Source organism: Acidovorax sp. GW460-11-11-14-LB4 (genome assembly GCF_059423685.1).
In genome coordinates, this window is record NZ_JBWKYJ010000001.1 from 294,144 (window position 1) to 312,564 (window position 18,421).

General features: G+C 63.5%; 17 protein-coding genes and 1 other RNA gene. 1 reads left to right on the forward strand and 17 read right to left on the reverse strand.

What is annotated here, in order from left to right:
* Positions 1-7 precede the first annotated feature (7 nt).
* From AC07X4_RS01320 to ompA, 17 genes are all read right to left on the reverse strand, one after another.
* Entirely contained in the window at positions 8-676 is a 669-nt protein-coding gene (locus tag AC07X4_RS01320) for an amino acid ABC transporter permease (protein WP_010465675.1), read from the reverse strand.
* Positions 677-699: 23 nt separating this feature from the next.
* A complete protein-coding gene (locus tag AC07X4_RS01325) occupies positions 700-1,449 on the reverse strand; it encodes a transporter substrate-binding domain-containing protein (protein WP_494738999.1) in 750 nt (249 codons plus the stop codon).
* Between the two features lie 31 nt (positions 1,450-1,480).
* Positions 1,481-2,227: an IclR family transcriptional regulator gene (locus AC07X4_RS01330; protein WP_233193768.1), complete on the reverse strand. Its 747-nt coding sequence runs from the start codon at positions 2,225-2,227 to the stop codon at positions 1,481-1,483.
* Positions 2,228-2,332: 105 nt separating this feature from the next.
* Positions 2,333-4,057: a urocanate hydratase gene (gene hutU / locus AC07X4_RS01335; protein ID WP_121942737.1), complete on the reverse strand. Its 1,725-nt coding sequence runs from the start codon at positions 4,055-4,057 to the stop codon at positions 2,333-2,335.
* Positions 4,058-4,097: 40 nt separating this feature from the next.
* Positions 4,098-5,636, reverse strand: coding sequence for a histidine ammonia-lyase (gene hutH, locus AC07X4_RS01340; RefSeq protein WP_494739000.1), 1,539 nt, complete (start codon positions 5,634-5,636; stop codon positions 4,098-4,100).
* A gap of 200 nt (positions 5,637-5,836) precedes the next feature.
* A complete protein-coding gene (gene hutC / locus AC07X4_RS01345; protein WP_494739001.1) occupies positions 5,837-6,649 on the reverse strand; it encodes a histidine utilization transcriptional repressor HutC in 813 nt (270 codons plus the stop codon).
* Positions 6,650-6,679: 30 nt separating this feature from the next.
* Complete coding sequence (locus AC07X4_RS01350; RefSeq protein WP_056063613.1) at positions 6,680-7,459, reverse strand: ABC transporter ATP-binding protein; 780 nt, start codon at positions 7,457-7,459, stop codon at positions 6,680-6,682.
* Positions 7,456-8,316, reverse strand: coding sequence for an ABC transporter permease (locus AC07X4_RS01355; protein WP_494739002.1), 861 nt, complete (start codon positions 8,314-8,316; stop codon positions 7,456-7,458). The genes AC07X4_RS01350 and AC07X4_RS01355 overlap by 4 nt, the downstream gene beginning before the upstream one ends.
* A gap of 22 nt (positions 8,317-8,338) precedes the next feature.
* Positions 8,339-9,304: an ABC transporter substrate-binding protein gene (locus AC07X4_RS01360; protein WP_440597982.1), complete on the reverse strand. Its 966-nt coding sequence runs from the start codon at positions 9,302-9,304 to the stop codon at positions 8,339-8,341.
* A gap of 406 nt (positions 9,305-9,710) precedes the next feature.
* Positions 9,711-11,093 carry a sensor histidine kinase gene (locus AC07X4_RS01365; protein ID WP_116750050.1) on the reverse strand — a complete coding sequence of 461 codons (1,383 nt, stop codon included), beginning with the start codon at positions 11,091-11,093 and terminating at the stop codon, positions 9,711-9,713.
* A complete protein-coding gene (locus tag AC07X4_RS01370; protein ID WP_099730461.1) occupies positions 11,090-11,776 on the reverse strand; it encodes a response regulator transcription factor in 687 nt (228 codons plus the stop codon). Before AC07X4_RS01370 ends, AC07X4_RS01365 begins: the two co-directional genes overlap by 4 nt.
* A gap of 17 nt (positions 11,777-11,793) precedes the next feature.
* Entirely contained in the window at positions 11,794-12,120 is a 327-nt protein-coding gene (locus tag AC07X4_RS01375; protein ID WP_056065068.1) for a hypothetical protein, read from the reverse strand.
* 17 nt (positions 12,121-12,137) lie between these two features.
* Positions 12,138-12,605 (reverse strand): Spy/CpxP family protein refolding chaperone, encoded by a 468-nt coding sequence (locus AC07X4_RS01380; protein WP_056063625.1) that lies wholly within the window; start codon positions 12,603-12,605, stop codon positions 12,138-12,140.
* A 377-nt stretch (positions 12,606-12,982) separates the two neighbouring features.
* Positions 12,983-13,369: a transfer-messenger RNA gene (gene ssrA / locus AC07X4_RS01385) on the reverse strand.
* 13 nt (positions 13,370-13,382) lie between these two features.
* Entirely contained in the window at positions 13,383-14,057 is a 675-nt protein-coding gene (locus AC07X4_RS01390) for an HAD family hydrolase (protein ID WP_494739003.1), read from the reverse strand.
* Between the two features lies 1 nt (position 14,058).
* The gene (gene ubiG / locus AC07X4_RS01395; protein ID WP_108497403.1) at positions 14,059-14,769 is read right to left on the reverse strand and encodes a bifunctional 2-polyprenyl-6-hydroxyphenol methylase/3-demethylubiquinol 3-O-methyltransferase UbiG; all 711 of its coding nucleotides are present in this window, start codon (positions 14,767-14,769) and stop codon (positions 14,059-14,061) included.
* Between the two features lie 90 nt (positions 14,770-14,859).
* Positions 14,860-15,504 carry an outer membrane protein OmpA gene (gene ompA, locus AC07X4_RS01400; RefSeq protein ID WP_015014428.1) on the reverse strand — a complete coding sequence of 215 codons (645 nt, stop codon included), beginning with the start codon at positions 15,502-15,504 and terminating at the stop codon, positions 14,860-14,862.
* Between the two features lie 223 nt (positions 15,505-15,727).
* Here ompA and gyrA point away from each other — a divergent pair, with 223 nt between their 5' ends.
* Complete coding sequence (gyrA, locus tag AC07X4_RS01405) at positions 15,728-18,391, forward strand: DNA gyrase subunit A (RefSeq protein ID WP_056063635.1); 2,664 nt, start codon at positions 15,728-15,730, stop codon at positions 18,389-18,391.
* Positions 18,392-18,421 lie beyond the last annotated feature (30 nt).

Genomic DNA, 18,421 nt, shown 5'->3' on the forward strand with positions numbered 1-18,421 from the left:
TTTTTCTTCATTGCACCATCCCCCCGGCACGCAGGCGCAGCTCCATGCGGCGCAGCACCAACGAAGTGACACCCGTGAGGATGAAATACACCACCGCAATCGCCAGGTACACCTCCAGCGAGCGGTACGACACGCTGATGATCTTCTGCCCTTCGTGCATCAGGTCGTGGATGGTGAGCAGCGACACCAGCGCCGAGTTCTTGATCAGCGCGATGAACTCATTGCCCAGTGGCGGAATCATGCGCACCACGGCCTGTGGCAGCACCACGGTGCGCATGGCCAGGCCCGACGACATGCCGATGGAACGCGCCGCCTCCATCTGTCCCTTGTCAATGGACTGGATGGCGCCGCGCACCACCTCGGACACATAGGCGCCCGAATAGATGCCCAGGCCGATCACGCCGCACACAAAAGCGGGCAGCAGGATGCCGAACTGCGGCAGGCCAAAGAACAGGATGAACAGTTGCACCAGCAGCGGCGTGCCACGTATCGCGGCCACGTAGGCGGTGCACAGGGCGTAGACCACGCGGCGCTTGGGGTTCAGGCGGCCAATGCCCACCAGCAGGCCCATGACACAGCCCAGCAGCAGCGAGGCAGCCGTGATTTCCACAGTGACCAGCGCACCCGCCAGCAACTGGGGCAACCCGGCCCAGACAGGAGAAAAATCGAGTTCCATGGCTCAGTTCGGCAACGTGTGGCTTACTTGGCAGCGCTGTTGCTGAACCACTTCTTGACGATGGCCGCATAGGAGCCGTCCGCCTTGAGCTTGGTGATGGCACCGTTGACGGCCTTCGTCAGCTCGGGCGTGTCCTTGCGCAGGGCCATGCCGTACTCTTCGGTGGTGAGCTGCTCGTCGAGCACGCGCAGGCCAGGACGGGTGCGCACATACTGGAACGCGGCGGGCTTGCCGGTCACGGCAGCATCAGCGCGGCCGATATCCACCAGGTTGAACATCTCCTGGTTCTTTTCGACCTCGACACGCTGCACCTTGGGGAATTTCTCGGTCAGGTACGCCACCGACTTGGTGCCCACCTGCACGCTGACCTTCTTGCCGTCCAGGTCGGCCAGCTTGTTGATGGCCTTGTTGTCGGCCTTCACCATCACCACCAGGCCACCGGCATAGTAGGAGTCGGTGAAGTCCACCACCTTCTTGCGCTCGTCGGTGATGTAGATGGCCGAGACCGCCATGTCAAAACGCTTAGAAATCAGGCCGGGAATCAGGCCCTTGAAGTCGATGTCCACCCACTCGACCTGCTTGCCCATGGTCTTGGCAATGGCCTCCACCAGCTCGATGTCGAAGCCCGTGCGTTTGCCGTTCTCGACAAACTCCATGGGCGGGAACGTGGCATCGGTGCCCACACGCAGGACGTTGTCCTGGGCCTGTGCACCCGTGGTGCAGAAGGCTGCGGCGGCCAGGCTGGCCAGAAGAAGGTTGCGGCGAAGGTTCATGGGGAAAGCTCCTGAGGAGGGGTGAGGGAAATCAGGGAGAAGTGAGTTGGCGGGAAATGCGCGCTGCGGCGACGACGGCCATGCCGGTGAGTGCGGTCTCCTGCCCCTGGGCCCGCAAGATCGGGGCCATCAGGGTGATGGCTCCGGCGGCCTGCCGGGGAGAACCGAACACGGGCACGCTGACGCCCCAGACACCGGCATCCACTTCGCCGGAGCTGACGGCGTAACCCGCCTTGGCAATGCCCTCCAGCTCGGTCAGCGCCGCCTGGCGCTCAGCAGTGTCTGCGCCGTAGTGCAGGTCCAGAATGGCATTGCGCGTGGCCGGGGCCACATGGGCAAGCAGGCACTTGGCGGAGGCCCCCGCGCGAAGCGGCACGCTGCGCCCTTTTTCAAACGAGCAGCGCAGGGCCTGCGTGCTGTCCACCATGTCCAGGCACACCACGCTGTCATTCACGGCCACCACCAGCCCCACGCTCTCGTGGGACTGCCGGGCCAGGGCCTGCATGTCCGGCCGCGCGTGGTGCACCAGGTGCGACGCCATGTCAAAGCCCAGCGCCAGTTGCAGGCTGAGCGGCCCGGGCGCGTAGTGCCCGCTGCTCTCCAGCACAAAGCCCCATAGCTTGAGCCGCGCGAGCTGCCGGTACAGCGTGCTGCGTGCCAGGCCCGTGGCCTCCATCAGCTCGGCAGCCGACATGGGCTGCCCGTGCTGTGCCAGCACCGCCAGCACGTGCAGAACACGGTCGGCGGCGGCAACGGAGGTGGGTCCACGGGTGGGCATGGACTCAGTATCAAAGGATTGCAGCGGCATTCAAACCCAACATTCCCAACGAATGGGAATGCAGTTCCCTTTTTTCACATTCCTGTCATTCCCTCCCTCGCCCCTTCACTTCACCATGGGCAGCTTCAGGCCCTGCTTCTTGGCCGTCTCCACCGCCAGTTCGTAGCCAGCATCGGCATGGCGCATCACGCCGCTGCCGCAGTCGTTGACCAGCACATTGGCAAGGCGCTGGGCCGCTGCTTCAGTGCCGTCGGCCACGATGACCATGCCCGAGTGCTGCGAGTAACCCATGCCCACGCCCCCGCCGTGGTGCAGGCTGACCCAGGTGGCGCCGCCCGAGGTGTTGAGCAAGGCGTTGAGCAGCGGCCAGTCGCTCACGGCGTCGGTGCCGTCCTTCATGCCTTCGGTCTCGCGGTTGGGGCTGGCCACGCTGCCGGTGTCCAGGTGGTCGCGGCCGATGACGATGGGGGCCTTGAGCTCACCGTTCTTCACCATCTCATTGAAGGCCAGGCCCGCAATGTGGCGCTCGCCCAGGCCCAGCCAGCAGATGCGCGCCGGCAGGCCCTGGAAGGCAATGCGCTCGCCCGCCATGTCGAGCCAGCGGTGCACGTGTTTGTTCTCGGGGAACAGTTCCTTGATCTTGGCGTCGGTCTTGCGGATGTCTTCCGGGTCACCCGACAGGGCCACCCAACGGAACGGGCCCTTGCCTTCGCAGAACAGCGGGCGGATATAGGCGGGCACAAAGCCGGGGAAGTCGAAGGCGTCCTTCACGCCTTCGTCAAACGCCACCTGGCGAATGTTGTTGCCGTAGTCCACCACCGGGATGCCCATGTGCTGGAAGTCAAGCATGGCCTGCACATGCACGGCGCAGGACTTGGCAGCGGCCTTCTTCAGCACCTCGTGCTGTGTCACGTCCTGCTGCGCAGCACGCCACTGGGCCACCGTCCAACCTGCGGGCAAGTAGCCGTTGACGAGGTCGTGGGCCGAGGTTTGGTCGGTCACCAGGTCGGGCTTGAGGCCACCGGCCTTGGCACGGCGCACCAGCTCGGGCAGGATCTCTGCGGCGTTGCCCAGCAGGGCAATCGACACGGCCTCTTTGGCCGCCGTGTGCTGCTGGATCAGCTCGAACGCATGGTCGATGTCACGCGCCTGCTTGTCCACATAGCGTGTGCGCAGGCGGAAGTCGATGCTGCTTTGCTGGCATTCGATGTTGAGCGACACCGCGCCCGCAAAGGTAGCGGCCAGCGGCTGCGCGCCGCCCATGCCGCCCAGGCCAGCAGTCAAGATCCAGCGCCCTTCGAGCGAGCCGCCAAAGTGCTTGCGACCCGCCTCGGCAAAGGTCTCGTACGTGCCCTGCACGATGCCTTGCGTGCCGATGTAGATCCAGCTGCCGGCGGTCATCTGGCCGTACATGAACAGGCCCTTCTGGTCCAGCTCGCTGAAGTGTTCCCAGTTGGCCCACTTGGGCACCAGGTTGGAGTTGGCCAGCAGCACGCGGGGTGCGTTGGCATGGGTCTTGAACACGCCCACGGGCTTGCCTGACTGAATGAGCAGGGTCTCGTCGTCATTCAGGTCCTTGAGCGAGGCGAGGATCTGGTCAAAACATTCCCAGTTGCGCGCGGCACGGCCAATGCCGCCGTACACCACTAGGTCCTGGGGGCGCTCGGCCACCTCGGGGTCGAGGTTGTTTTGGATCATGCGATAGGCCGCTTCGGTGAGCCAGCTCTTGCAAGTAAGCTGGCTGCCGCGCGGCGCGCGGATCACGCGGCTGGCGTCGTGGCGGGGGTCGGTGTTGGAGGCGGCGGCGATGATGGCGTCGTTGGCGTTCATGGTGGGCTCCTGTGAATCAATGGGGTATGCGTAGAGAAAATCAGGCGAAGCTGGGCAGGCATTGCGTGAGTGCTGCAGGCCAGGCGGACTGCTGGGCCCATGCGCGCATGGCTTCGATGTCGGGGGCGAGGTAGCGGTCCTGCTCCAGGTAGGCCACGCGCTCGCGGATGGCGGCGAATTGCGCTTCGATCAGCGGAGAGGATTTCAGGGTGCGGTCGAATTCCATGCCTTGCGCAGCGGCCATGGCCTCGATGCCGACCATCACCGCCGCATTGCGCACCATGTCGCCCAGGCGGCGCGCGCCGTAGGTGGCCATGGAGACATGGTCCTCCTGGTTAGCCGATGTGGGCAGGCTGGTCACGCTGCTGGGGTTGGCCAGGCACTGGTTCTCGGCCGCCAATGCGGCGGCGGTGACCTGGGCGATCATGAAGCCCGAGTTCACGCCGCTGTCGAGGATCAGGAAGGCGGGCAGGCCTGACAGGCCTGGGTCCAGCAACAGAGACAGGCGGCGTTCAGAAATCGCACCGATCTCGGCCACGGCCAGCGCAATGATGTCGGCCACAAAAGCCACGGGCTCGGCGTGGAAGTTGCCGCCGGAAATCACGTCCCCGTTGTCGAACACCAGGGGGTTGTCGGAAGCCGCATTGGCCTCAATGGTCAGCACGCGCGCGGCGTGGTGCAGGTTGTCCAGGCACGCGCCCATCACCTGCGGCACGCAGCGGATGGAGTACGGGTCTTGCACGCGGCCGCAGTTCGGGTGCGAAGGGTCGATGGCGCTGCCGTCGAGCAGCGCACGCACGGCAGCGGCCACGGCGATCTGCCCGGCCTGGCCACGTGCCTCGTGAATGCGTGCATCAAAGGGTTTGACAGAGCCCTTGATGGCTTCGAGCGACAGGCAGCCAGCAACCAGCGCGGCGGCAAAGACGCTCTCGGCGCCGAACAACCCGGCCAGAGCGAGCGAGGTTGACACCTGCGTGCCGTTGAGCAGCGCCAGCCCTTCCTTGGGGCCCAGCACAAACGGCTGCAAACCGATGGAGCGCATGGCCTCTGCCCCCGGCACCACCTTGCCGTCCACCTTGGCCTGGCCTTCACCAATCAGCACACAAGCCATGTGCGCCAGCGGCGCCAGGTCGCCCGACGCGCCCACCGAGCCCTTGGCCGGAATCACCGGCAGCACGTTGGCGTTGGCCATGGCCAGCAACGCATCCACCAGCTCGGGGCGCACGCCCGAGTGGCCACGCGCCAGACTCACGGCCTTGGTGGCCAGGATGAGGCGCACCACATCGTCGGGCAGCGCATCGCCCGTGCCCACGCTGTGCGACAGCACCAGATTGCGCTGCAGCTCGGCCAGGCGCTCGTGCGCAATCTTGGTGCTGGCGAGCTTGCCAAAGCCGGTGTTGATGCCATAGACGACCTGGTCTTCATCGACGATGCGCTGCACCGTGGCCAGGGACTTCTGCAAACCCGCGCGGGCCGACGCATCGAGCACCAGTTGCACAGGGCCCGCGTGGATGCGGCGCAGCTCGGCCAGCGTGACGCGGCCGGGGTGCAGGGTGAGGGATGAAGCGTTGTGTGTCATGGCGTTGATCCTGTATATACAAGTAGGTACAAGCAAAAAATAACAGCGTTAATTCGTTCTTCAAATCCTGTTGGCCAATCCCGCTACGGGTGAAACTGCCAGGGCACCCGCGAGAGACGCCGAGCAAGGGCCGCCCCGCAGCGAGGGTGTCGTCCCCCTTGAGGGGGAAGGCGCGAAGCGACTCAGGGGGTGCTTCATATTCAACCGGCGACGGGATTGCCGTCGGCGCGGAAGCGGCTGCCCAGGCGGTAACGGGTGGCGGGGTGCAGGCAGCGCACCACGGTAATGGGCACGCCGCGCGACCAGGTGCGGCGGGTGAGCAGCAGGCAGGGCTCCTGCGGAGACATCTCCAGCAGCGCGGCCTGCTCGGCGGTGGGCATGACGGCATCGACCACATGCTCGATCTGGTCGAAGGGCACGTTGCGCACCAGGTATTCGGAGGGTTGCAGCAGTGTGAAGTCCTGCGCGACGAACTGGGGCACCTGGCGCGGGTTCACGTGGCGGTCTTCCAGTTGTACGGGCAGGCCGTCCTCGCGGTGGATGCACAGCGAGTGGAACACCGACTCGCCCGTGCGCAGGTCCAGCGCGGCGGCCACCTCCAGCGTGGCGGAGGTGCGTTCCACCGTGAGCACGTCACAGCGGTAGTCGTGCCCGCGCTGGCGGATTTCGCTGGCCAAATTGGCAATCTGCAACAGCGTGGACTGCGGCTTGTCTTCGGCCACGAAGCTGCCCACACCGGCCACGCGCACGATGCGGCCCTGCTCCACCAGTTCGCGCAGCGCGCGGTTCACCGTCATGCGCGAGATGCCGAACTGGGTGACCAGCTCGTTCTCGGATGGCAGGCGGTCGCCCGCACGCCAGATGCCTTCCTGGATCTTGCGCGAGATGTGGTCCTTGACCTGCTCGTACAGCGCCATGGCTTGCGCGGGTGCAGCCACGGCGACCACCGCCTTGGCGGGCGTGGCGCTGCGCGGGGCACTGGCTGCAGTGCGGCGGGAAGGACGGGCGCTCATGGGTGGATGCGGGGCTGGTGCAGGTTCAGATCAGTGCAGGTCCGCCGCCATGGATTCAGCACGGATCTCTTCGGTGAGGCGCGCCTTGAGGTCCATGAACTCGGGGCTCGTTTTGATCGTGTAGTGGCGCGGGTGCGGCAGGTCCACCGCCAGCTCGGTCTTGATGCGGCCGGGCCGGGCGCTGAACACGGCGACGCGGTTGGCCATGAAGATGGCTTCGTCGATGTCGTGGGTGACGAAGAGCACGGTCTTGCGCTCGGCCTCCCAGATGCCCAGCAGCAGCTCTTGCATGAGCACGCGGGTCTGGTTGTCGAGCGCGCCGAAGGGCTCGTCCATCAGCAAAATCTTGGGGTCGTTGGCCAGCGCGCGCGCAATGGCGGTGCGCTGCTGCATGCCGCCCGACAGCTGCTTGGGAAAGTGCTGCTCAAAGCCGCGCAGGCCGACCTTGGCGATGAAGTACGCGGCGCGTTCCTTTTGCTGTGCCTCGGGCATACCGCGTTCGCGCAGGCCAAAGCGGATGTTCTGCTCGATGGTGAGCCAGGGGAACAACGTGTAGCTCTGGAATACCATGCCGCGGTCCGCGCCGGGGCCTTCGACGGGCACCCCATCCAGCAGCACGCGGCCGCTGGTGGCATGGTCCAGCCCCGCCACGATGCGCAGCAACGTGGACTTGCCACAGCCCGAGGGGCCCAGGATGGTCACGAAGTCGTTGTCCTTCACCTCGAAATCGACCGGCTGCAGCGCCTGCGTGCGCTGGCCTTTGGCAGTCTCGAAGACACGCGAGACGGCTTGGATGGATACGCTGCTCATCGCACAAAACTCCAGGCAAACAGACGGTGGTTGAGCGCCTTGAAGGCGAAGTCGGACACCAGCCCGATGAGGCCGATGATGATGATGCCGAAGATGATCTGCCCGGTGTTGAGCAGCGACTGGCTGTCGGTAATCATGTGGCCGATACCGCTGGACGAGCCGATCAGCTCGGCCACGATCACATAGGTCCAGGCCCAGCCCAGCACCAGGCGCAGGGTCTCGGCGATCTCGGGCGCAGCGCCAGGGATGAGCACGCGCGTGACGATGCCCTTGTGGCCCGCGCCCAGGGTGTAGGCAGCTTCCACCAGGTCACGCCGCGCGCCGCCCACGGTGACGGCGACCATCAGCGTGATCTGGAAGACCGAACCGATGAAGATGACCAGGATCTTCTGCGCCTCGCCGATACCGGCCCACAGGATCAACAGCGGGATGAAGGCCGACGCAGGCAGGTAGCGGCAAAACGAGACGAAGGGCTCAAAGAACGCCTCGATGCCCTTGTACGCGCCCATCACAATGCCCAGCGGCACGGCAATGATGGCGGCCAGGATGAAGCCACCGACCACACGCCAGATGGTCATGCCGATGTCTTTGATGAAGCCGTACTCGGTGAATAGCAGCCAGCCTTCCTTCACCATGGTGACGGGGCTGGCCAGGAAGGTGGGCGACACGAAGCCGCCCAACGTGAAGAACGCCCACACCGCCACGAACAGGGCGAAAAAAGCCAGCCCCAGCATCCAGCGGGATCGGCTGCTCACAGGCTCCAGCGGGGCCAGCGAGCGCCGGCGCGCGGGGGCATGTGGTCCGGCTTTTTGCTCGGGCTTTGGCTCGGTAACGGACAGGGGTTGCACGGCGGACATGGAGCGCTCTTCTTCCGTCTATTTACTTGATGAAGCTCGCGTCGAAGGTGACGGCCAGATCTTCAGGCGCCTTGCGGATGATGCCGGCCTCCAGCAGGATGGCCGTGGCGTCCTTCATGAACGTGGTCAGCTCGCCCGCGAAGAACTTCTGGTTGGCGGCCTTGTCCTGCCAGCGCAGGAAGGACGACGACTTGGCGAACTGCTCGCCCGTCTGCTTGACCGCAGCGCCCATGATCTCGTTGGACTTGGTCGGGTCGGCCTTGATCATGTCCAGCGCCTGGAAGTACGAGTTGGCCAGTGCCTGTGCGGCCTTGCCGTTGGCCTTGAGCCAGGTGGGGTCGCAGCCCACGGTGTCCATCACCATCGGGTAGTCGAGCGTGGTGGCCAAAATCTTGCCGGCCGCAGGGTTGTCGCGCACGGTGGACAGATAGGGCTCGTACGTCATGGCGGCATCGTTTTGCCCGGCCACGAAGGCCTGCGCGGCCGCTTGGGGCGACAGCGTGGTGGTCTTCACGTCCTTGAGGCTCATGCCGTTCTTGCTCAGCATCCAGGCCAGGCCGAAGTACGGGGCTGTGCCGGGCGCATCCACGCCGATGGTCTTGCCCTTGAGGTCGGCAAAGCCCTTGATGTCGCCGCGCACCGCAATGCCGTCGGCGCCGTAGGACTTGTCCATCTGGAAGATCTGCACGATGGGCACGCCGTTGGCGTTCCAGGCGACATGTGTTTCGACCGTGGTGGCGGCGCACTGGATGGACTTGGAGGCCAGGGCCAGGTGGCGGTCCTTCTGCGGAATCATCTTGATCTCCACATCCAGGCCGTTCTTCTTGAAGATGCCGGCCTTGTCGGCCAGCGTGAGCGGTGCAAAACCTGTCCAGCCGGACATGCCCAGCACAATCTTGGTGTCCTGCGCCTGGGCCGGTGCGGCCAGGGCCATCATGCATGCTGCTGCCGCTGCCAGCGACGTCCATTTCACAACCGATCGAGTCATCATCTGCTCCTGTTTGAAGAAAGTACCTTGGCCCTGCCCACCGGAACGCACCTGCGTACCGGAAGCCATGATGACAGTTTCAGCATACCTGTATATACAGGGTAAACACCGAAAAATCCGATTCATGCGAGGGGGTGTCGATCTTTAGCAAGAACGGGGCCAGGGAGGATGGCGTCTTCTCTGGTGGTCCAGGGCACCAGAAACAACTCCTGATTTGATAGCTACCAGGGCAATAAAAACCTGCGCCACAGCACAAAAAAGCCATCAATTTGCGTTGAGAAGCCGGACATGGCCGCTGGCAGGTCCACTTCCCCATTGCACCAGGCCTGTGCGCTGGCCTGGCCGCATCGGTGCGACGCCACCTGCCAGCGCAAAGGCCAACCTGTCTATGCCGCCGGCTCGCGACCTATTCCACCACCGGCAAACGCACGGTGACCGACAGGCCGGGCTCTGCATTGCGCATGTGCAATTGCCCGTCGTGCGCCTGCGCCACCAGCCGGCACAGGTACAAACCCAGTCCGACGCCACCGGTGGCACGCTGGCGTGCGGTGTCCGGGCGGTAGAACGCCTGGGCCAGGTGTGGCAGGTGCTCGGGGGGCACACCGCGCCCATGGTCACGCACCTCCAGTTCCAGCACCCTGCCCTCATCCGCCAGCCGCAAATGCAACTCAGGGGGAAAGGCACCCGACTCACTGTGCCGCAGGCTGTTGTCCAGCAGGTTGCGCAGCAAAAGCCGCAGGCGGGACCGGTCCAGCCGCACCGAGGGCAAGTCCGGCGCCACGTGCAAGGCAATATCAGCGGCCCCGGCATGGCGGGAGCACAGGTCGGCCACCACTTCGCGCGCCAGTTCGGTGACATCGGTGGGCTCGCGATGCAGCGCCGCATGGCGGCCCGCCAGGCGCTCGCTTTCCAGCAGGTCGGTGATGAGGCCCGCCATTTCACCCAGGTCGCGCATGAGCGCCAGGCGCTGCGGTTGCACATCGGTCGTTTCGGGCAGCAGCTCCGTGTTCAGGCGGGCACGCGTGAGCGGGCTGCGCAGCTCATGGCTCATCGCCAACAACAGGGCACGCTTGGCCTCCAGCATCTGGTGGATGTCATCCCCCATGGTGTTGATGGTCTCGGCCAGCTGGCCCAGCTCGTCCGGCCGGTGGGCATGCCGCACCGGTATGGGCTGGGCAAAGTTGCCGTTGCCAAAGCGCTGCGCGCCCTGGCGGATGTCGTCCAGCGGACGCAACAGATGCCGCACATATACATAGGCCAGCGCCGTGAGCAGCAGCAGCACGGTCAGCGTGCCCCACGCAATGCGCGGGCGCTTGTCCCAGGACAGCGCATTCAGGCCGAACTCGATATGGTGCCCATCTGCCGTCGTGCGGCGCAGCAGGCTGTGCCCGTTCTCGTCCCCGGTCCAGCGGTCTTCCTGGCGGACCTTGTCGCTCACCCAGTCGGGGTTCTGCTGGTCGGGGTGCGATGCCCAGTGGATCTGCGGCCCGTCGATGCGCAAGGTCAGTGGCAGGCGATTGGCAATCGCCTGCGCGCGCTCAATGCTCGGCGGGCTGCCAATCTCGGCGGCAAGGCGGTCCACATAGTCCATCAGCAGCGGCCGCGCAGCCTCGCGCCAGCCTACGGACACGGCCTTTTGCACCCCGCCCATGAACGTGACTGCCACAGTCACGGCCAGTGCCATGAACACCAGCACCAGCCGAATGCGCAGCGAATGCCCTACCGCGTGGCGCGCCCGGCGGTGCCAGGGGCAGTTCGGGTCGTGAATGGGAGAACAAATCTGCTTCATGGGGCAGCGCGGCGCAAAGCCAGGGAGTAGCCCACGTTGCGCAATGTCTTGATGCAGTCCAGCGGCTCCAGCTTTTTGCGCAACCGGCTCACTACGATGTCCACCGCGCGGGTGTACAGCTCGGCCTCATGACCACGCAGCTGGTTCAGGATGTCGTCGCGACTGAAGACCTTGCCGGGCTCGCGCGCCAGCAGGTGCAACAGGTCGAACTCCGTGCCGGTCAGCTCCACCACCACACCATGGCGCTGCACACTGCGGCGCGCTGCGTCGATGGACAGGCCCTCGAACTCCAGCGCGCCCACGGCAACGCCCTGCCCCGGCGCCCTGCGCCGGCGCAACACCGTCTGCAGGCGCGCCACCAGTTCACGTGGCTCAAAGGGCTTGGGCAGATAGTCGTCAGCCCCCAGCTCCAGCCCCACCACCCGGTCCATCACCTCGCCGCGCGCGGTCAGCATCACGATGGGCAGGTCGCCCTGCTTGCGGATGGTGCGGCACAGCTCAAACCCGTCCATTTCGGGCAGCATCACGTCGAGGATGGCAGCGTCAAACCCGCCGACCGTCAGCTGTGCCAAGCCATCGCTAGGCCGAAGTGCATGAACGAGTTCCAGTTCAAAACGCTGGAAGTAAGTGGCCAGGGGAGCGCCTAATTGCGCGTCGTCGTCAATCAACAATATGCGGTGCATGAGCAATTCTCACACCGTCAGGCGCGCTCCCCAAGGGCGGTATCGACAGAAGCGCCAGCCGCACACAATGCGCGGTGTCGCACGATGAGTCGCCGCAAACGGCCCTGCGCACCGGCATGGAGCGCATCAAAATGGTCGGCAGCCGCCAGCAGGGCAGGCAGCGTGTGGGCCGCCACCGAGGGCTGGCGGGCGACCAGGCCCATCGCATGCTCGCGGTCAAAGCGCGGCCCCCAGACCAGCGACATCAGCTCATCGTGAGGCTCTGGCATGCCCGACAGCAGCGCGGGCCCGTGCACACGAACGCCCTGGGCGAGGCGGTGGATAGGTTCCAGCGTGGGTGACATGCAATGCTCCCCGCCCATCACCCGCGGGCCATCCAGCCCTTGCGACGCTGCATCAGCTCGCGCACTTTTTGCTGCTGGTCAGGGTTCAGGCTGTCATAGAAGTCGGCCATCGCATTGACCACCGCTGGACTGTGGGCCTGCACCGCACGCGTCTTGTCTTCGAGCAGGGACTGCGCCCGCACCCGATCAAACTTGTCGCCCGCCACAATGGCCTGCACCTCGGCTCGGGGGTCTGCCGTCTTGCCGACGAACGCTGCGCGCTGGGCTTCCAGTTGATCGGCCAAGGCATTGAGCTTGGTCTTTTGTGCCTCGTTCAGATCCAGCTTGCTGCTCACCCGGTCCACCATCTTGCCGCGCACTTCCGCCATCTTTTCCGCAGTCATCGGGCCGCGCTGGTGGTGCCCGCTGGAGCAGGCCGTCAGCCCACCCACCGCGATGGACGCACCAAAAATGCCCATCAGCGTTTTCTTGATCCAGGGTTTCATGATGCTGTCCTTTCAAAGACGGTATGGAACATGGCCCTGATGGTGCGCGCAGCGGCTTGGAACGTGGTCTCGAGCCAGTTTCGGTTTATTTCATTTTGTTTCTTGGGCGGTGTTGGCGAAGCACGTTGACAGGTGTTTGACTGCGCGAGCGACAGCGTGTTAGCCGATTTTTTCAGGGGTTTACAACGCGAAGCCGGGGATATACAGCCACTGCGGATTGCCGTTGAGGGACATGGTTCAAAGACGTCACGCCTCAGAGCCAGGAGGTGCATCGAATCGTTCGGTAAGGGCGAACGGAAGCAACTATCCTTGCGCAGCAGTACAAAATCAGTGGGAAAAGAAAAACCCCCAACCGTTACCGGCTGGGGGTTTATGTTTGGTGGAGCTGGCGGGAATTGAACCCGCGTCCGCAAGCCTTCGTCAGGCAGATCTACATGTTTAGCGGTCTGATTTGGATCTCGCTACCCATGTCGCGCAGTCGCACGCTACATGGGCCGCCAGCACCCTATTTTCTCGCCTCCACCCAAGGTACCCGGATGGAAGCCAGCCCATGTAATTATCCTTGCAGCCGGGAGGCACTGATTGCTCAGAACCCCCTTGCCCAGCCCATCGGCCAACTGTTACAAGGCTCACTGGCAATTAAGCAGCGAGTGCGAAACGTTCGTCGTTTGCAGTTAGTTTGTTAAATCGAGATTTACGAGCGTGACTCAAGCTCGACATGCACCACACTGATCCCGAACCCACGTCGAAACCAGGACAGCCCCTAGGCTTCTTATTTTAGGCGTTCGCGAGCAATTGCAAGAGCTCGCTGGGAGATTTAATTGCAGCGTGCGCGCCCCACTCTGCAGGGTCGGTCTTGGCGCCCAAATAGCCGTAGATGGCGGCCACTGTACCCATGCCTGCCGCCAGACCTGCCACGATGTCACGCTCGTCATCACCCACATAAATGCACTGCTCCGGCGGCACACGCAACCGCGCAGCCGCTTCCAGCAGGGGCGCAGGATGGGGCTTGGCGTGTGGCGTGGTGTCGCCACTGACCACTGCCGAAGCGGTGGCAAACAGCGGAATGGCCTGGGTCAGGGGTTCGGTAAAGCGGGCAGCCTTGTTGGTGACCACACCCCACGTCATGTTACGTTCGAGAATCTGGCGAACCAATTCAGGCACACCTTCAAAAATGGTGGTCTGCTCGGTCATGCGAGTTTCGTAGTTCACGAAAAACTCTTCGCGCATGACGGCAAAGTCTGGGTGATCTGGCCCCATGCCAAAGGCTTCTGCCAGCATGCCGCGGGCGCCTGCTCCCGCCATCGGGCGGTATCGGGCCGGGGGCAGCGAAGGCAGACCTCGGTCGGTGCGCATTTTGTCTGCGGCCGCCCCCAAGTCTGGTGCGCTGTCGATCAGAGTCCCATCCAAATCAAAAAGGACTGCGCGAATGCCATGAAAAACGGTAGCCATATCAGCCGAGGCGACGCGCGGCAAACAGGTAATTGACGCTGGTGTTGGCGCTGAGCCAATAGCGACGCGTGAGGGGGTTGTATTCCAGGCCCTTGGTGTGCAGAACATCCAAGCCCGCACTGCGGCAATGCCCTGCAAGCTCGCTGGGGCGGATCATCTTGGCGTATTCGTGGGTGCCGCGCGGCAGCATGTTAAGCACGTATTCCGCGCCCACAATGGCCAGCATAAACGCCTTGGCGTTGCGATTGATGGTGGAGAAAAAGACCCAGCCCCCGGGTTTTACCAACGTGGCGCACGCGCGGACCACCGAGGCGGGATCCGGAACATGCTCCAGCATTTCCATGCAGGTCACCACATCAAAACCAGCAGGTTGCTCCAAGGCCATCGCTTCAGCGCTGATTTCACGGTACTGCACGTTTTGGGTTCCAGCCTCCAGAGCATGCAACTGCGCCACGCGCAACGCCTTGGTTGCCAGGTCAATACCCAGCACATCTGCACCCTTGCGCGCCATGGAGTCGGCCAAAATGCCACCGCCACAACCCACATCCAGCACGCGTTTGCCGGTCAAGGCGCTCAGGCCGTGAATCCAGTCAAGCCGCAGCGGGTTGATCTGGTGCAAGGGACGAAATTCACTGTCAGGGTCCCACCACCGGTGGGCAAGTTCGGAAAACTTGGCCAATTCGGCCGGATCTGCATTGACGGTTTCGATCATGTCGCTGATTGTCCATGAAGGGAGAGCACGAAAAGCCCTGGACGCAAAAAAGCCCCGCGAGCGGGGCTTTTTTGTGGAGCAATCCGAAGATTACTGAGCGGCGCGGGTGCCAACCACTTCGATTTCCACGCGACGGTTCTTCGCACGGCCTTCGGCGGTCTTGTTGTCAGCCACAGGTTGCTTTTCGCCCTTGCCTTCGGTGTACACGCGGTTCTTTTCAATGCCCTTGGACACCAAGTAAGCCTTCACGGCTTCAGAACGACGCACCGACAGCTTCTGGTTGTAAGCATCAGAGCCGACGGAGTCAGTGTGACCCACAGCAATGATCACTTCCAGATTGATGCCCTTGACCTTGGAAACCAGGTCGTCCAGCTTGGCCTTGCCTTCTGGCTTGAGCACCGACTTGTCGAAGTCGAAGAAGGCGTCAGCAGCGTAGGTCACCTTGGTGGCGACTGCAGGAGCTGGTGCGGGAGCGGGTGCAGGGGCGGCAGCGGGTGCTGGAGCAGCAGCAGGAGCTGGTGCAGCGGCAGGAGCGGGAGCAGCGATTGCTCCGTCGCAGCCAGGAGCTGCCGTAGCAGGCGTCCAGTTGGCATCGCGCCAGCAGTATTCGTTGGTACCGTTCTTCCAGACCAGTTGGCCAGAAGCATCGCGCCAGTTGTCAACGGTTTGTGCGCCAGCGGCGGTTGCGAGCGCTGCAGAGGCAAACAACATCGCCACTTTGTTCAGTTTCTTCATGGTTCTCCTCTTGGGGAAAAAGCCGCAGCCGCGCTGCGAATCAGGACGCCTGGGGTGACCACCACCCTAAGCGTTCAAACGATTGTGCCATACGTAACAGGGCAAAAGCTGCGCGCGCTGGTCGGGCCCCGTAGGACAAAACCTGAATTGCTTCGATATGTTGCGCCGTCGCTACACGGTCTTACGCCTAAAATGGCTCTCCTTTGCCGCCCCCGCCGTCCCAATGACCCAGTTTGCCAAAGAAACCCTGCCGATCAGCCTCGAAGAAGAGATGCGGCGCAGTTACCTCGATTACGCGATGAGCGTGATTGTGGGTCGTGCACTGCCCGACGCGCGTGACGGCTTGAAGCCTGTGCACCGCCGCGTTCTTTTCGCCATGCATGAGCTCAATAACGACTGGAACCGGCCTTATAAAAAGTCGGCCCGTATCGTGGGCGACGTGATCGGTAAATACCACCCGCACGGGGACTCTGCGGTGTACGACACCATTGTGCGGATGGCGCAGGACTTCTCGTTGCGCCACATGCTGGTGGATGGACAAGGTAATTTCGGATCCGTGGACGGCGACAACGCTGCGGCCATGCGATACACCGAAATCCGCCTGGCCAAAATCGCCCATGAAATGCTGGGAGATATTGACAAGGAAACTGTCGATTTCGGCCCCAACTACGACGGCAGCGAGAAAGAACCGCTGGTATTGCCCAGCAAGCTGCCCAACTTGCTGGTGAATGGATCGGCAGGTATTGCGGTGGGTATGGCCACCAACATTCCGCCACATAACCTCAACGAAGTGGTCGATGCGTGCCTGCACATGCTGCGCAATCCCGAGACGACCATCGATGAGTTGATGGAAATCATCCCGGCCCCAGACTTCCCCACCGCCGGCATCATCTACGGCATTAACGGCGTGAAGGATGGCTACCGCACCGGACGCGGCAAGGTGGTGATGCGTGCCAAGTGCCACTTTGAGGACATCGACCGCGGCCAGCGCCAGGCGATCATCGTGGACGAGCTGCCCTACCAGGTCAACAAGAAGACGCTGCAGGAGCGTATGGCCGAGCTGGTGCACGAAAAGAAGATCGAAGGCATCAGCCACATCCAGGACGAGTCGGACAAATCCGGCATGCGCTTGGTGATCGAACTCAAGCGCGGTGAAGTGCCCGAGGTGGTGCTCAACAACCTGTACAAGCAGACGCAGCTGCAGGACACGTTCGGCATGAACATGGTGGCGCTGATTGACGGCCAGCCCCGCCTGTGCAACCTGAAGGATCTGATCAGCGTCTTCCTGCAGCACCGCCGCGAAGTGGTGACTCGCCGCACGGTGTTCGAGCTGCGCAAGGCACGCGACCGTGGCCATGTGCTGGAAGGTTTGGCCGTGGCCTTGGCCAACATCGACGACTTCATCGCCATCATTCGCAACGCGCCCACGCCGCCGGTGGCCAAGGCTGAGCTGATGGCCCGCCCCTGGGACAGCAAGCTGGTGCGCGAGATGCTCACGCGCACGCGTGCCGATGGCGGTGTGATCAACGCCGACGACTATCGCCCCGACGGCCTGGAAAAGGAATTCGGCATGGGCCAGGACGGCCTGTACCGGTTGTCGGAAACGCAGGCCCAGGAAATCCTGCAGATGCGACTGCAACGCCTCACGGGCCTGGAGCAGGACAAGATCGTCGCCGAGTACAAGGAAGTCATGGCGGTCATCGAGGATCTGCTGGACATCCTGGCAAAGCCCGAGCGCGTGTCGGTCATCATCGGCGACGAACTCACCTCCATCAAGCAGGAGTTCGGCCAGCACAAGCTGGGCGCACGTCGCTCCATCGTTGAATACAGCGCACAGGATCTCTCCACTGAGGACCTGATCACCCCCACCGACATGGTGGTGACGCTGTCCCACACCGGCTACATCAAGAGCCAGCCCCTGTCCGAATACCGTGCCCAAAAGCGCGGCGGACGCGGCAAGCAGGCGACCGCGACAAAGGAAGACGACTGGATCGACCAGCTCTTCATCGCCAACACGCACGACTACATCCTGTGCTTCTCCAACCGTGGCCGCCTGTATTGGCTCAAGGTGTGGGAAGTGCCGGCAGGCTCGCGCGGCTCGCGTGGACGCCCCATCGTCAACATGTTCCCGCTGCAGGACGGCGAAAAGATCAACGTGGTACTGCCGCTCACCGGCGACATGCGCAGCTTCCCTGCGGACCGCTACGTGTTCATGGCCACCAGCATGGGCACCGTGAAGAAGACGGCATTGGACGAGTTCAGCAACCCGCGCAAGGGCGGCATCATTGCCGTGAACCTAGATGACGGCGACTACCTGATCGGTGCCGCCCTCACCGATGGCAAGCACGACGTGATGTTGTTCAGCGACGGTGGCAAGGCCGTGCGCTTCGACGAAAACGATGTGCGCCCCCTGGGCCGTGCGGCACGTGGCGTGCGCGGCATGATGCTGGAAGACGGTCAGAGCGTGATCGCCATGCTGGTCGCCGAAGACGAAACGCAGAGTGTGTTGACTGCTACAGAAAACGGCTACGGCAAGCGCACCAGCATCACCGAATACACCCGCCATGGCCGTGGTACCAAGGGCATGATCGCCATCCAGCAGAGCGAGCGCAACGGTAAGGTCGTTGCCGCCACGCTGGTGCACGCGGACGACGAGATCATGCTGATCACCGACAAGGGCGTGCTGGTGCGCACCCGCGTGAGCGAGATCCGCGAACTGGGTCGTGCCACGCAGGGCGTGACGTTGATCGCACTGGACGAAGGCTCCAAGCTCAGTGGCTTGCAGCGCATTGTTGAGAACGACGCCAATGTGACGGATGCAGAAGCTGATGGGGATGCAAGCCCGGACGGTGGCACTTCCTCCGCACCTGAAGCCCCCGACGCCTGACCACCGCAGGGCGTGAAGACGCCCCGCCAA